Origin of the sequence: uncultured Brevundimonas sp., from assembly GCF_947305955.1 — a bacterium.
GTDB lineage: Bacteria > Pseudomonadota > Alphaproteobacteria > Caulobacterales > Caulobacteraceae > Brevundimonas.
The window spans coordinates 58,552-72,628 of record NZ_CAMZFB010000010.1; the positions used below are offsets into that span (position 1 = coordinate 58,552).

Annotated in this window: 12 protein-coding genes; 11 read left to right on the forward strand and 1 reads right to left on the reverse strand. The window is 65.2% G+C overall.

Features of this window, described 5'->3' with window-relative positions; all coding sequences use genetic code 11:
• Nucleotides 1-9 precede the first annotated feature (9 nt).
• The 4 genes from Q0Y42_RS04560 (at nucleotide 10) to Q0Y42_RS04575 (ending at nucleotide 3,779) form a co-directional block, all read left to right on the forward strand.
• Nucleotides 10-477, forward strand: a complete 468-nt coding sequence (locus tag Q0Y42_RS04560) for a hypothetical protein (protein WP_297800653.1) — start codon at nucleotides 10-12, stop codon at nucleotides 475-477.
• A gap of 4 nt (nucleotides 478-481) precedes the next feature.
• A complete protein-coding gene (locus tag Q0Y42_RS04565; RefSeq protein WP_297800655.1) occupies nucleotides 482-1,042 on the forward strand; it encodes a hypothetical protein in 561 nt (186 codons plus the stop codon).
• A gap of 77 nt (nucleotides 1,043-1,119) precedes the next feature.
• On the forward strand, nucleotides 1,120-2,166 hold the full coding sequence (locus Q0Y42_RS04570) for a ligase-associated DNA damage response exonuclease (protein WP_297800657.1): 1,047 nt from the start codon (nucleotides 1,120-1,122) through the stop codon (nucleotides 2,164-2,166).
• A complete protein-coding gene (locus Q0Y42_RS04575) occupies nucleotides 2,163-3,779 on the forward strand; it encodes a cisplatin damage response ATP-dependent DNA ligase (RefSeq protein ID WP_297800661.1) in 1,617 nt (538 codons plus the stop codon). The genes Q0Y42_RS04570 and Q0Y42_RS04575 overlap by 4 nt, the downstream gene beginning before the upstream one ends.
• Here Q0Y42_RS04575 and Q0Y42_RS04580 read toward each other — a convergent pair.
• Nucleotides 3,776-4,222, reverse strand: a complete 447-nt coding sequence (locus Q0Y42_RS04580; protein WP_297800663.1) for a hypothetical protein — start codon at nucleotides 4,220-4,222, stop codon at nucleotides 3,776-3,778. The two genes, Q0Y42_RS04575 and Q0Y42_RS04580, sit on opposite strands and share 4 nt — an antisense overlap.
• Nucleotides 4,223-4,365: 143 nt before the next feature.
• Between Q0Y42_RS04580 and Q0Y42_RS04585 the strand changes: the two genes are divergently transcribed.
• From Q0Y42_RS04585 to Q0Y42_RS04615, 7 genes are all read left to right on the forward strand, one after another.
• Nucleotides 4,366-6,804 (forward strand): ligase-associated DNA damage response DEXH box helicase, encoded by a 2,439-nt coding sequence (locus tag Q0Y42_RS04585; RefSeq protein WP_297800665.1) that lies wholly within the window; start codon nucleotides 4,366-4,368, stop codon nucleotides 6,802-6,804.
• Nucleotides 6,801-7,493: a ligase-associated DNA damage response endonuclease PdeM gene (gene pdeM, locus Q0Y42_RS04590; RefSeq protein WP_297800668.1), complete on the forward strand. Its 693-nt coding sequence runs from the start codon at nucleotides 6,801-6,803 to the stop codon at nucleotides 7,491-7,493. The genes Q0Y42_RS04585 and pdeM overlap by 4 nt, the downstream gene beginning before the upstream one ends.
• Before the next feature lie 143 nt (nucleotides 7,494-7,636).
• Nucleotides 7,637-9,151, forward strand: coding sequence for a TolC family protein (locus tag Q0Y42_RS04595; protein ID WP_297800670.1), 1,515 nt, complete (start codon nucleotides 7,637-7,639; stop codon nucleotides 9,149-9,151).
• Nucleotides 9,148-10,191 carry an HlyD family secretion protein gene (locus tag Q0Y42_RS04600; protein WP_297800673.1) on the forward strand — a complete coding sequence of 348 codons (1,044 nt, stop codon included), beginning with the start codon at nucleotides 9,148-9,150 and terminating at the stop codon, nucleotides 10,189-10,191. The genes Q0Y42_RS04595 and Q0Y42_RS04600 overlap by 4 nt, the downstream gene beginning before the upstream one ends.
• Nucleotides 10,188-12,476, forward strand: a complete 2,289-nt coding sequence (locus Q0Y42_RS04605; protein ID WP_297800675.1) for an ABC transporter permease — start codon at nucleotides 10,188-10,190, stop codon at nucleotides 12,474-12,476. The genes Q0Y42_RS04600 and Q0Y42_RS04605 overlap by 4 nt, the downstream gene beginning before the upstream one ends.
• 31 nt (nucleotides 12,477-12,507) lie before the next feature.
• Nucleotides 12,508-13,059, forward strand: a complete 552-nt coding sequence (locus tag Q0Y42_RS04610) for a TetR/AcrR family transcriptional regulator (RefSeq protein WP_297800677.1) — start codon at nucleotides 12,508-12,510, stop codon at nucleotides 13,057-13,059.
• On the forward strand, nucleotides 13,056-14,077 hold a 1,022-nt coding region (locus tag Q0Y42_RS04615), incomplete at its 3' end, for an MFS transporter (protein WP_297800679.1). The genes Q0Y42_RS04610 and Q0Y42_RS04615, both read left to right, overlap by 4 nt.

Below are 14,077 nucleotides of genomic sequence, written 5' to 3' on the forward strand. Positions count from 1 at the left end.
GGCTGTCCCTTGAAAATCTCCACTGGTCTTGTCGCCGTCGCTACCGTCCTGTCTCTGGCCGCCTGCAAGCCGGCCGACACCACCGAAGCCCCTGCTGCCGAAGCCGCTGCGCCTGCCGAAGAGACCGCAGAACAGGTCGCCGCCCGCATCAAGGCCGAGCTGTCGCCGCAGGACTATGCCCTGCGCCTGCTGAAATGCGATCAGGCCATCACCACCGCCAAACGTGCCCGCGAAGGCTCGTTCGATCCGGAACTGACCGCCAAGGTCAATGACGCGCCCAAACTGGACTTCTTCACCCTGGTGCGCGAGGCCCGCGAACTGGGTGCCGACTCCACGACCATCAACACCCACCAGCACTCGGGCCTGCCGCTGCCGCAGCGCGTCGAGGACACCACGCCGGAATACGTCGCCCAGACCCGCGAATGTCTGGCACTGGTCACCGCCGAAGCCCCGACCAAGGGCAAGAAGCAAAGCTAAGCCCATGAAACGCGTCCTGCTGACAACCTGCGTGGTGCTGGCCCTTGCAGGCTGTGACCGGAACGGCCCGTCGCAGGACGCGCCGTCCGCCCCGCCCGCTACCGCACCTGCAACGGGTGATACACCTGTCGCCGCGCCCGCTACGGAAACCGTGCAGGCGGTGGCAGATAAGCCCGCCGCCCCTGCTACGGCTGCGGCGGGGGCCATCCACACCCCCGCTGCGGGCTCGCCCGAGCGGACGGCCTTGATGGATGCCCTGCGGACCAAGGTGCGTGGCGACCTGGGCGGCGATGCCGTGTTTGTCGTCAAAACCCTAAAGTCCGACGGACAATGGGCCTTTGCCGAACTGGAGCCGCAGTGGCGGGACGGTCGCAAGATCGATCCGCACAGCACGCCGCTCTACCAACAGGACCCCGACTGGCCGTTCGACGGCCTGCACACCGAAGCCATCTGGCGCAAGGTGGACGGGCGCTGGACCGTTTTCGCCCATTCCATCGGCTCGACCGATGTGTGGTGGACCGAGCACTGCAACACGGTGCCAAGAGGCATCATGACCGGATGCTAAAAGTGAAAGGGGCGGCCCGTCGCGGTCGCCCCTTTTTCATGTCCGCAACCGCGCTGCCTGCGCCGCGTTAGCTTTGCATGAACACCACCGCCGAGGCCCGACGCTTTGCCGCCGTGCTGCATCCGACCCCGCAGGGGCTGTGGTGTCCGGAGGGGCAGTTCTATATCGACCCTCCGCGACCCGTGGATCGCGCCGTCATCACCCACGGACATGCCGACCATGCGCGCTGGGGCCACGGCCATGTGCTGGCCACGCCCGAGACGCTGGCCATCATGGCGGTGCGCTATGGCGCGGACTTTGCCGGATCGACCCAGAGCCTGGAGTACGGCGAGCGGGTCAAGGTGGGCGGTGTCGAGGTGTCGCTGCATCCGGCGGGGCATGTTCTGGGCTCGGCGCAGGCGGCCATCCGGCACGGCGGCATCACCATCACCGCTTCGGGCGATTATAAGCGCCGCCGCGACCCGACCTGTGCGGGGTTCGAGCCGGTGCCGAGCGATGTCTTCATCACCGAGGCGACCTTTGGCCTGCCTGTCTTCCGCCACCCGCCCGACAGCCACGAGATCGGCAAGCTGATCCACTCGTTGCAGCAGTTCCCCGAGCGGGCGCATCTGGTCGGGGCATACGCCTTGGGCAAGGCGCAGCGGGTGATGAAGCTGCTGCGCGAGGCGGGCTATGACGAGACGATCTATGTGCATGGCGCATTGGAAAAGCTGAACCGGCTGTATGAAGCGTTCGGCGTTGATCTCGGCCCGTGGCAGACGGTGGCGGGGGTAAAGGCCGACTTTGCGGGCAAGATCATCATCGCCCCGCCCTCGGCCATCGCCGACCGCTGGAGCCGCCGCTTTCCCGATCCGGTCGCGGCCTTTGCCTCGGGCTGGATGAGCGTGCGGGCGCGGGCGCGTCAGAGGGGCGTGGAGCTGCCCATCATCCTGTCCGACCACGCCGACTGGGACGAGCTGACCGATACCTTGACCGAGCTTTCCCCCACCGAAGTCTGGATCACCCACGGGCGCGACGATGCCCTGTCGCGCTGGGCCGAGATCAACGGCATGACGGCGCGGGCGCTGCACCTCGTCGGCTATGAGGACGAGGACGACGAGCCAGTAGAAGAGGCCGTCGAATGAGGGCCTTTGCCGAACTGCTGGACCGGCTGTCGCTGACAGCATCGCGCAATGCCAAGCTGCGGCTGATCGCGGACCATCTGCGGACGGTGCCCGACCCTGATCGCGGCTGGGCGCTGGCGGCCCTGACGGGCGGCCTGTCGTTCAAGGAGGCCAAGTCCAACACCATTCGCAAGGTGGTCGAGGGCCGCGTTGATGCGGAGCTGTTCCGCCTGTCTTACGACTATGTCGGTGACCTTGCCGAGACGGTGGCCCTGATCTGGCCCACGCGGCATGGGGCCAACCGCGAGCCGGAAGTCTCCGAGGTGATCGAGGCCCTGAACACGGCCAAGCGCGGCGAGGTGCCGGGCCTGCTCGAAAACTGGCTGGACGCGCTGGATGCGGAAGGGCGCTGGGCGCTGCTGAAACTGGTGACGGGCAGTTTGCGCGTGGGCGTTTCGGCGCGGCTGGCGTGGCAGGCGGCGGCGGATTACGGCGGCGTGGACGTGGCCGACATTCAAGAGGTCTGGCACGGACAGGAGCCGCCCTATCTCGATCTTCTGGCGTGGCTGGATGGCAAGGGCGAGCGTCCGCAAGTTGAGGCCTATGGTCGGTTCCGTCCCGTCATGCTGGCCCATCCGATCGACGAGGCGACGGAGATGCCGCGCCTGAACCCCGCCGACTTCGTGGCCGAATGGAAATGGGACGGCATCCGCGTTCAGGCGGTGAGCGAGGGCGGCATCAAACGCCTCTATTCCCGCACGGGCGAGGATATCGGCCACGCCTTTCCCGATGTGATCGAGGCGATGGATTTCGAGGGCGTTCTGGACGGCGAACTCATCGTCATCCGCGATCGCGTGATGGGCAGTTTCTCGGACCTGCAACAGAGGCTGAACCGCAAGAGCGTCGATGCCAAACGCATGGCGGCCTATCCTGCGGGTATCCGGGCCTATGACCTGCTGGCCGACGGGGATGAGGACACCCGCGCACTGCCTTTTTCCGAGCGGCGCGAACGGCTGGAGGCCTTCGTCGCCGCCATCGCCTCACCGCGTATAGACATCTCGCCGCTGGTCGATATCGAAAGCTGGGATCAGCTTGCCGAGCTTCGTGCCAATCCGCCCGAGGGGGATGCGCGGCTGGCCGAGGGCTTCATGCTGAAACGCCGCGACAGCGTCTATGAGGCGGGCCGCCCCAAGGGGCCGTGGTTCAAGTGGAAGCGCGACCCCATGCTGGTCGATGCCGTGCTGATGTACGCCCAGCGCGGGCACGGCAAACGCTCCAGCTTCTATTCCGACTTCACCTTCGGTGTCTGGACCACGGATGATGCGGGGCAATACGTCCTGACCCCCGTCGGCAAGGCCTATTTCGGCTTTACGGATGAAGAACTGAAACAGCTCGACAAATTCGTGCGCGACAACACCACCGACCGCTTCGGCCCCGTCCGCGCGGTCAAGGCCACGCGGCAATTCGGACTGGTCGTCGAAGTCGCCTTCGAGGGCCTGCAACGCTCCACCCGCCACAAGTCCGGCATCGCCATGCGCTTCCCCCGTATCAACCGGATACGGTGGGACAAGCCTGCGGGTGAGGCGGATGAGTTGGGGGTGTTGGAGGGGATGTTGTCGGCAAGCGAAAACTAGTCCTCAAATGCCCACATACCACGCTTATTCACCTTGGCATCATCTTCTGCTGCCAGCCATTCACTATCCGGTGCAGCTCTCACCAAGCCTTGTTTAATCAACATAGCGTCGAGGTGTAGAGGCGCATAGATGTGGTCATCATCTGCCCAAACAACGCAATGAGCACGTGTGGCAGCATTTTCAACGAACCTGCACTGTACAGGCCCATATCTTAAAGCAGCATCCAACTCTAAGCGTCCCGCCACTCGACAGTTTGTCTGCTGGCCACTTGCAAGGCACATCGCATCAGCTGACGGCAGTTCAATACGGTCCAACTGTACAACTGCATCACCGATCTGAATGGACCGAGCGTCAATAGCAGTGCCGCGCCCCTCGATCTTCGGCCCCACAGCTTCGACAGGAAAGATCGATTGGAGAGCGCACACCATCAGATAGATCATCATTGCCCCCTCCTTCCGCCAGAGAATCTGCAACCTTCAACCTTCAACCTTCAACCTTTAAAGAGTTCACCCCACTACGGGACCATTAGCAATCTGGAGCATTCTCGTTAGGTGCAGAAACTCACTCCTACCCCATATAGATCAGCGTGATCCCATCGCCTGACGTCCTCCTCCCCGCCCGCTTCACCGACTGGTTCGCCAGTCGGGGCTGGTCGGTGCGTCCGCATCAGTTGGCGATGGTGGAGAAGGGGCTGGCGGGTGAGGATGCCTTGCTGGTGGCACCGACGGGCGGGGGCAAGACACTGGCGGGGTTTCTGCCCAGCCTGATCGAGCTGTCGCAGCGGGAGAAGGCCCCGGGCGAACTGCCTTCGGTGCACACCCTCTACATCTCGCCGCTGAAGGCGCTGGCGGTGGATGTGGAGCGCAACCTGCTGACGCCCGTGCGCGAGATGGGACTGGATATCGCCATTGAGAGCCGAACGGGCGACACCAATCAGGCCAAGCGCGCGCGCCAGAGGCTGGCCCCGCCCGATATCCTTTTGACCACGCCCGAGCAGTTGGCCCTGTTCTGCGCGTGGGAGGGGGCGCGGGAATACTTCAAGGACCTGCGCTGTGTCGTGATCGACGAGATCCACGCCATCCACGGGTCAAAACGCGGGGACCTGTTGTCGCTGGGGCTGGCGCGGTTGCGGGCCTTTGCGCCGAGGATGCGCAGTGTCGGACTGTCGGCCACGGTGAATGACCCCAAGGCCATCCGTGGCTGGTTGTCGGACAAGGGCGACGACATCGTTTTTGGTCAGGCAGGTGCGCCGCCGGAACTGGATGTGCTGCTCAGCGAAAACCGCGTGCCGTGGGCGGGCCACACCGCCAAACACGCCATGCAGGAGGTGTATGACACCATCAAGAGCGCTGAGACGGCGCTGGTCTTCGTCAACACGCGCTGGCAGGCGGAATATGCGTTTCAGGAGTTGTGGCGGCTGAACGACGACAGCCTGCCGATTGCGCTCCACCACGGCAGCCTGTCCGCCGAGCAACGCCGCAAGGTCGAAGCCATGATGACCAAGGGCCTGCTGAAGGCCGTGGTCTGTACCTCCACCCTCGATCTGGGCATTGACTGGGGCAATGTCGATCTGGTGATCCAGCTGGCCGCGCCCAAGGGATCGTCGCGTCTGGTGCAACGGATCGGGCGGGCCAACCACCGTCTGGACGAGCCATCGCGGGCGGTGCTGGTCCCCGCCAGCCGGTTCGAGATGCTGGAATGCCAAGCCGCCGTCGAGGCCGTTATGGAGGCCGCCCACGATGGCGAGCCGATCCGCAACGGGGCCAAGGATGTTCTGGCCCAACACGTCATGGGCGTGGCCTGTGCGGAAGCCTTCGACCTTGAGGAGTTGTACGACGAGGTCCGTACGGCCGCCCCTTACCGCGACCTGACGTGGGAGGATTGGGAACAGGTGGTCGATTTCGTCTCGACTGGCGGATATGCGCTGAAATCCTATGACAAATACCGCCGCATCGTGCGCGGGCGCGACGGGCTATGGAAGGCGCGAACGAAAGAGATCATCGCCCGCCACCGGATGAATGTGGGAGCCATTGTCGCGGCTCAGACCCTGAGCGTCCGCACTCGGGGGCGGCGTGGCACGGGCCGCAAGATCGGCGACGCCGAAGAGACCCTGTTCGAGCAGATGAGCATCGGCGACAGCTTTGTCTTCGCGGGCGAGATCTGGCGGTTCGAAGGCGTGGAAGGCACCAATGCCATCGTCAGCGCCACCAGCGATGACGACCCGATGGTGCCCAGCTGGGGCGGATCGCGCATCCCCATTTCCTCGCACCTCGCCTATCGCGTGCGGCGGTTGATGGCCGAGCGCGACACATGGGCTCGCCTGCCCGCCGATGTTCAGGAATGGCTGGAGGCGCAGGATGACCATTCCGGCATCCCCGCCATGGACGACCTGCTGGTCGAGACGTTCCAGCGCGGCAAGCGCCACTTCATGATCGTCTATCCGTTCGAGGGCGTTCTCGCGCACACCACCTTGGCCATGCTGCTGACACGTCGGCTGGACCGCGCGGGTGTGGGGCCGATCGGCTATGTCGCCAATGACTTTTCGCTGTGCATCTGGTCGATGCGGTCGATGGCCGATCTCGATTTCGACGCCCTGTTCGAACAGGACATGCTGGGCGACGATCTGGAAAGCTGGCTGGACGAGAGCTTCATGATGAAGAAGTCGTTCAAGGAATGCGCCCAGATCGCGGGCCTGATCGAGCGGCGCATGCCCGGCCATGAAAAGACGGGCCGTCAGGTGACCTTCTCCGCTGACCTGATCTACGACACGCTGAGACGCCATGATCCGCAGCATCTGCTGCTGCGGTGCGCGCGCGAGGATGCGGCGCGGGGTTTGCTGGATGTGGCGCGTCTGGGTGAATTATTGTCGCGTATCCGTGGGCGGATCAGGGTCTATAATCTGCCGAAAGTCTCGCCCTTTGCCGTGCCCATGCTGATGGAGATCGGCAAGGAACGCGCCCCCGGAACCTCTGCTGCCGATATGATGCTGGAAGACGCCGCCCTGATCGATGAGGCCATGAGTTGAGCCACCAGATTGTCGTGGCGGGCGAACCGTGCGTGCTGCGGGCGGCGGGGACGCTGTGGCTGCCACAGCATGGCACGCTGGTGGTGTCGGACCTGCACCTTGAGAAAGGCTCGGCCTATGCGGCCAAGGGCCAGCTTCTGCCACCCTATGACACGCGCGAGACACTGGACCGCCTGCTGGCCGAGGTGGCCGATACTGAAGCCAAGACGCTGGTTCTGCTGGGTGACAGCCTGCACGACATGGGGGCCGTCAGCCGCATTCCCGTGGCCGAGCGCGAAGCGGTGATCGATCTGGCCCGCTCGCTCGATCTGGTCTGGATCAGCGGCAACCACGACCCCGACGGCGGCGCGGCCTTTGGCGGGCGCTCGACCGACGAGATGCAGCTTGGAAATCTGACCCTGCGCCACGAACCGCAAGCCGGATCGCAGACGGGCGAGGTCGCGGGCCACCTTCACCCCTGCGCCAAGGTCAAGGGCGCGGGCGGGGCCGTGCGCCGCCGCTGTTTCCTCAGTGACGGCAACCGCCTGATCCTGCCCGCCTTCGGGGCCTATACGGGCGGGCTGAACGTGCTGGACGCCGCCTATGAAGGGATGTTCGCGCCCAAGGTTTGCGCCTATGTTCTGGGGCGCAAGGTCATTCCGGTCGGTACAACGAACCTGATACCCGACGGACGACGCCTCAGGGCCTGAGCCCTGCCTGTACGATTGCCAGTTGTGCGATTGCCAGTTCTACGATTGCGAGTGGCGAAACTCGCGCTTATTTTATTGTCATTGCTGTAAGCAACAACGGTCACCTTTGGCCGTTATGCCCATCAGCAATCCGGGGCATGTTCATGATCTTAAAAAACGCAGCAGGCGCGGCACTTGTGGCAGGACTGCTGATGGCAGCGGGAGACGGGGTGGCGCAAAGCACAGAGCCTGATGCCGCCACCGCACCCAGCGCCGCACCCGTCATGACGTTCGAACAGGCCCGCGCGCGTCTGGACAGCACCTCGTCCCTCACCCGCGCGGCCGATTACGGGGTTCAGGCCGCACAGGCGCACGCCAATGTCGCGGCGGGGCTCCACCGACCCACGGTGTCGCTGGATGCCATGCTGATCCGCTATCGCAAGACCTTCAATCTGGACCTGTCCGAGGGGCTGGACCGCGCCCAGCAGGATATCGGCGCGGCCATTCCGGGGCTGGTATCCAACCTGCCCGGCGTGACGCCCGATCTGGCGTCGCTGGTCGAGCAACGCCTGCAACAGGCCCTGCCCGAGATCTTCGCGGCCCTGCCCTCCGACCTACGACTGCGGATGGAGGAAACCTCGTTCCGGCCCACGGTCACGGCGATCCAGCCCATCTATAGCGGCGGGGCGATCCCCGCCCTGCAACGCGCGGCACAGGCCAATGTCGCGCTGGCCGAGGCGCGCCGCGCCGAAGCCGGAGAGCTGGAAAGCGTCAATCTGGTGCGGGCCTATTTCGGGCAGGTGCTGGCTGCCGAGGCGCTGAAGGTGGCCATCGACACCCGCGACGGGTTCGACCTGCACTTACGCAATGCCCGCCGGATGGAGGCCGAGGGCGTTCTGGCCCACGCGCAGGTGCTTCAGGTCGAGGTCGCCCGCGACACGGCCCAGCGTCAGGTGAACCGCGCCGAGGTCGAATACGAAAACGCCAAGTCCACGCTGGCCCGCGCGGTCGGCACCGATGCCCCGGTCACCCCGTCCAGCCCGCTGTTCGTGAACCGCGAGAGCGCAGGCGCGATCCATGCCTTCACCGACCCCAGCAGCCCTCCGACCGCCCGTGTGGCTCAGGCCGAGGCGGGGCGCAATCTGGCCGAGGCAGGGGCCGACCTTGCCGCCTCGCAGTTCAAGCCCAAGGTCTATGCCTTCGGCACCTACAACATGAACCCCGACGACGCGCTGGCGACCGAGCCGGACTGGGCCTTTGGCGTCGGCATGCGGTACACGCTGATGTCCTCGGTCAACCGCCGCGAAATGGTGGGTGCGGCGCGGGCGCAGGCCTCCGCCGCCTCCGCGCTGGAACGACAGGCGCGGGACGACAGCCGCCTGTTGATTACCCGGGCCTACAACCAGACCGATCTGGCGCGCCGACAGTTCCTGTCCCTGCAATCCAGCCTGAACGCCGCCGAGGAAAACCTGCGGGTTCAGGAAATCGCCTTCCGCGAAGGGGAAACCACCGCCTCGGTCGTGATCGAGGCGCGCAACATGCTGTCCAACGCCCGCCTGCAAAGGGCTCTGACGGCCTATGAATACACCCTCAGTCTGGCGGCACTTCTGGCCGCCAGCGGACAGGGCGACAGCTTTACCGACTATCTGCAACGCCCGGACCGGATCGTGGCCCAATGACCGATACCCCTATCGAGACAGCACCGGAAACCCGCCGTCCGCGCCCCAAGAAAAAGCCGCCCCTGCGGGCCGTGCTGATCGCCCTTGTGGCGCTGGCGGTGGTGGGGTTTGTCGTGGTGGGCCTGTTCCTCGCCGCCAAGCCCGCGCCCGTGCAGATACAGGGCATGGTCGAGGCCGAAACCTTTGTCGTCTCCACCAAGGTGCCCAGCCGCGTCGAACAGTTCCTTGCCGAAGAGGGCCAGACGGTCGCCGCCGGTACCGAACTGGCCGTCATGTCCAGCCCCGAGGTCGAGGCCAAGGACATGCAGGCCCGCGCCCTGCTGAAATCCGCCGAGGCCATCCAGTCGCTGAGCCTCGAGGGCGCGCGCGGTGAGGATGTGAATACCGTCTATTCGATCTGGCAGGCGGCGGTGTCCGCCGCGCAGCTGGCCGACCAGACCGCCCGCCGTGCCGAGAACCTGTTCGCCGAAGGCGTGATCAGCGCCCAGCGCCGTGACGAGGCCGTGGCCGCCCGCCGTGCCACTGCCGCCCATGCCGAAGCCTCGCGCCAGCAATACCTCAAGGCCCGCGCCGGAACCCGCCCTCAGGAAAAAGCCGTCGCCGACGCGCAGGTCCAGGGCGCACAGGCCGCCATCGCCGAGACCGAAAGCCTTCAGGCCGAGACGCGGCTGGTGGCCCCGCATGCAGGCGAGATTTCCGAGCGTTTCGCCAATGTGGGCGAGCTGGTCCTGACGGGTGTTCCGGTCTTCACCATCGTCGATACGGCCAATCCGTGGGTCACTCTCACCGTGCGCGAGGACCAGTATGCCGACCTGAAGATTGGTTCGGTCATCCGTGGCGACATCCCCGCGCTGGACCTGAAGGACGTGCCGTTCAACGTCACCGCCATCAGCCCGCAGGGCAGCTATGCCACCGCCCGCTCTACAAGACAGTCACGCGGATATGACATCCGCAGCTTCGAGGTGAAAGCCAAGCCCGCCCAGCCCGTCGAGCGCCTTCGTCCCGGCATGAGCGTGCTGTTCAACTGGTCCGCGCGGTGACCACCGGCCTTTCGGTCTTTGTCACCCATCTCCGCAGCGAGGTTCGGCGGCTGCTGACCCGACGCTGGGATGCGGTGGTGGCCTTCATCCTGCCGCTGGTCATTCTGGTCGGGGTGGCGGCCATGCTGGGACCGGGGGTGGCCAAGAACATCCCCGTCGCCGTGGTCGATCAGGCGGACACCGCCTTTACCCGCGCCGCCATCCGCGAAATGCAGGCCAGCCCGTCGCTCGACCTCGCCTATCGCCCCGCCACGGTGGACGAGGCCGTGGCCCTGATGCGGCGCGGGAAAATCTATTCGGTCGCCCACTTCCCGTCCGAGATGAAGCACGGCCTGTACCGCCGTCCCACCACCGTCAGCGTCTATTTCAACGGGGCCTTCCAGACCATCGGCTCCATGGGGGCCATGCAGCAGTCCGCCGCCATCGGCGTGGCCGCCGCTCCCCTGCTGGAGGAGCGCGCCCGACAGATGGGAGTGCCCGCGACACAGCTGTCACCGCCCGCCGTCCAAGTGTCGATCATCGGCAATCCGCAGCTGAGTTTCGAGCTGTTCCTCGGGGCCTTGCTGGGCATTGGCATGCTGCACCTGCTGGCGGCGTGTTCGGCCCTGATGGCGGCAGGGCGTCTGCTGTGGCGCGGCAGTTTTCACCGTGCGGGCCGCAGCACGGATGGCCACCTGCTGCCCGCCCTGATGGGGCGGCTGTTGCCGCATTTCGTCATCTATGTCCTGTGGGGGACGGCATGGATCGTCTGGCTGGCAGGGTTCAGGGGGTGGGAGGTGACAGGCTCCATGCCGCTGATGCTGCTGGGGCTGGCGGGTCTTATGGCGGTCAGCGTCGCGCTGTCGGCGCTGTTCGTGGCGGTGACGGCGGACCTTGATCTGTCGATGTCCCTGACGGCGGTTTATGCGGGGGCGGCCATCGCCTTTTCCAACGCCACCCTGCCGCTGGACCACGGGCCGCTGTTTTCGCGGGTCTGGAGCCAGATCCTGCCGCTGACCCACTATGTCCGATTGCAGACCGCGCAGTGGATCGCCGGATCGCCGCTTGCGTCGGCGTGGAGCGATCTGGCGCTGTTGTGGGGCGTGGCGCTTGTCGCAGTGCTGTTGGCAGGGGCAGCCATGAGTTTGCGAGCCCGACGGCGCAAGGCGTGGACGCCCCTGTCCTACACCCTGCCCCCAAACAGCATCGTGGGGTCTTTTGCGGACACGTTTGCCAACCTGCCACGCACCCGTCCGGTGAGCAGCCTGCTGCTGCTGGCCGTGGTGCTGTACGGCTTTTATTATCCGGCAGCCTATAAGGGTCAGGTGGCACAGGGCCTGCCCGTCGCCATCGTGGCCCCTTCCAACTCATCCTTCACGCGCTCGCTCATCACCCACATAGACGCGACCAGCGGGCTAGAAGTCGCCGCCGTCAGCCCCTCGCCCGACGATGCCAAGCGGCTGTTGCAGGACGGTGTGGTGGACGGGGTCATAATCCTTCCCGACGGTCTGGGACGCAGTGTCGCCCAGCGTGCGCCCGACGGCATCGCCATCTGGCTAAACGGCGGCTATCTGGTCCGTGTCGCCTCGGTGGGCAAGGCGGCTGCCGCGGCAGCGGCGGCCACGCTGGAAGCCCGCGCCAAGGGCCTGCCCGAACTGGCCCGCGTGGCGGAACTGGCCCCCAAAATACGGCAGGAATCCTTGTTCAACCTGACGGAAGGCTATGGCGACTATGCCGTTCCGGCGGTCGTTCTGGTGATCCTGCAACAGACGCTGTTGATGGGGGCAGGCGTGATCGTGGCCCTGCGCCGCGAGAGCATGGCCGCGCCCCTGCGCTGGCGGGGACGGCTGGGGCTATGGCTGGCGCTGATTGCCATCGGCACTCTCAGCAGCCTGTTCTATTTCGGCTTCATCTTCTGGGTTCAGGACTATCCGCGCGCGGGCGATCTATGGGGCGTGATCGCCCTGTCGCCCGTATTTGCGGCGGCCAGTTCGGCGCTGGGGCTTTGTTTCGGCTGTCTGTTCAACCGGCGCGAACGGGTGGTGCAGGTCTGGGTCGGATCTTCGGCCCTGCTGTTCTTTCTGGGCGGCGCGGCATGGCCCCACTTCATGATGCCCAAGTTGATGGTGGCGCTGGCCTATCTGTTTCCGTCCACGGCGGCAGTTCAGGGCTTTGTGCGCATGAACGCCATGGGGGCCAGCCTGTCCGAAATCGCGCCGCAAGCGCTGACGCTTTGCGCGCTGGCTTTGGTTTGGGGCAGCCTTTGGCTCAGTGGCCTTCCACAGGGAAAGAATACTTCCTCTTGACTAAGTGGACACCAGTGTCCACTTACGCACCATGGAACGTCCCCTGCGTAAAGATGCCGCAGACCGCCGCGCCCACCTGTTGGTGGCAGCGCGCGAGGTTTTTCGTGAGGAAGGCATCGACGCCCCGCTGGATCGCATCGCCATCCGCGCCGGTGTGGGACGGGCGACCCTCTATCGCAACTTTCCCGGCCGGACCGAGATCGCCCTTGCAGTCCTGATCGACGAGATCGAGTTGCTGGTCGAAGCCTTCGCCCAGCCGGACGGTGCGGATGCCTTTTTCGACTTCCTGACCGATCTACAGACCCTGCTGATCCGCAACTCGGCGCTGGGTGATGTGGTGCGCGCCGCCCCCTCGCCCGAGCTTCTGGCCCCCCTGCGCGAGGCCATGGTGCGGGCCGCAACCCCGCCTCTGTGCCGCTCGCAAGCCGAGGGCCGTGTCCGGAACGACCTTTGTCCCAAGGACGTTCGCATCCTGTTGTCCATGCTGGTGGCAGGTCTGCACAATGCGACGCCAGACGAAAAAGACGCACTGGCCGCGCGGGCCCGCCAACTCACTTTTGATGCCGTGAGGCCGCGCCCATGAGCCGTCACACCTGGGACCTGCCATGGCATGAGTATCTCGCGACCCTGAAGGAACACGAGCGTCCGGTTATGCCCGGATCGCCCGCAACGCCCGACCACACCCTGCCCTACCGCTTGGCCTATCTTTTGGTCGGTGTACTGGTGGCGGTGACCGGCAGCCTCGGCTCGGCCATGGTCATGGCCAATACCCAGCTTCTGGCCGGCGGTCTGGGGGTCAGTCTGGCCGAAGCCTCATGGCTTCCGGTCGCCTTCATGATGACCAACGCCTGTATGAACCTGCTGCTGGTCAAATTCCGCATGCAGTATGGCTTGCGGCTGTTCGCCCAGATCTTCCTGATCGCCTTTGTCGGCATCAGCCTGATCAGCATCTTCTATTCCGACTACCAGACCACCCTGATCCTTCGCGGCGTGGCGGGAATGGTGTCGGCGGCCATGTCATCGCTGGGCATCCTCTATCTGGTGCAGGCCTTTCCGGCCAAACACCGCCTGAAGGGGCTGGTGCTGGGCATGGGCCTGACCTCGCTGGGCATTCCGTTCACGCGGGTCTTTACGTCCCGCCTGCTGGAAATCTCCGAATGGCAGGGATTCCACACCATGGAACTGGGGCTGGCGATCCTGTCGCTGGTGGCGGTGTTCTCGCTTCGCACCCCGCCGTCCGAACGGATGAAGGTCTATGAGAAGCTGGACTTCCTGACCTTTGCCCTGTTCGCGCCGGGCATCGCCCTGTTGTGTGCGGTGCTGGCTATCGGGCGCAGCGTCTGGTGGTTCGATACCGCTTGGGTCGGCTGGGCGCTGATCGGCTCGATCGTACTTTTGGCGACGGCCCTGACCATCGAGTACAACCGCAAACGCCCCCTCATCAATCTGCACTTCCTGAGTGGAAGCGCGCTGATCCGGCTGTTCCTGTCGGTGCTTCTGGTCCGCATCGTCATGGCCGAACAGACCGCAGGCATCACCGGTGCCATGCAACAACTCGGTATCGGGCTGGACATGATGCACACAATGTTCGTGGTCATCCT

Excerpts from the sequence above, each read along its gene's own strand:
- Q0Y42_RS04565 (WP_297800655.1), top strand. The coding sequence starts at position 482 with ATGAAACGCGTCCTGCTGACAACCTGCGTGGTGCTGGCCCTTGCAGGC.
- Q0Y42_RS04570 (WP_297800657.1), top strand. The coding sequence starts at position 1,120 with ATGAACACCACCGCCGAGGCCCGACGCTTTGCCGCCGTGCTGCATCCG.
- Q0Y42_RS04575 (WP_297800661.1), top strand. The coding sequence starts at position 2,163 with ATGAGGGCCTTTGCCGAACTGCTGGACCGGCTGTCGCTGACAGCATCG.
- Q0Y42_RS04580 (WP_297800663.1), bottom strand. The coding sequence starts at position 4,222 with ATGATGATCTATCTGATGGTGTGCGCTCTCCAATCGATCTTTCCTGTC.
- Q0Y42_RS04595 (WP_297800670.1), top strand. The coding sequence starts at position 7,637 with ATGATCTTAAAAAACGCAGCAGGCGCGGCACTTGTGGCAGGACTGCTG.
- Q0Y42_RS04600 (WP_297800673.1), top strand. The coding sequence starts at position 9,148 with ATGACCGATACCCCTATCGAGACAGCACCGGAAACCCGCCGTCCGCGC.
- Q0Y42_RS04610 (WP_297800677.1), top strand. The coding sequence starts at position 12,508 with ATGGAACGTCCCCTGCGTAAAGATGCCGCAGACCGCCGCGCCCACCTG.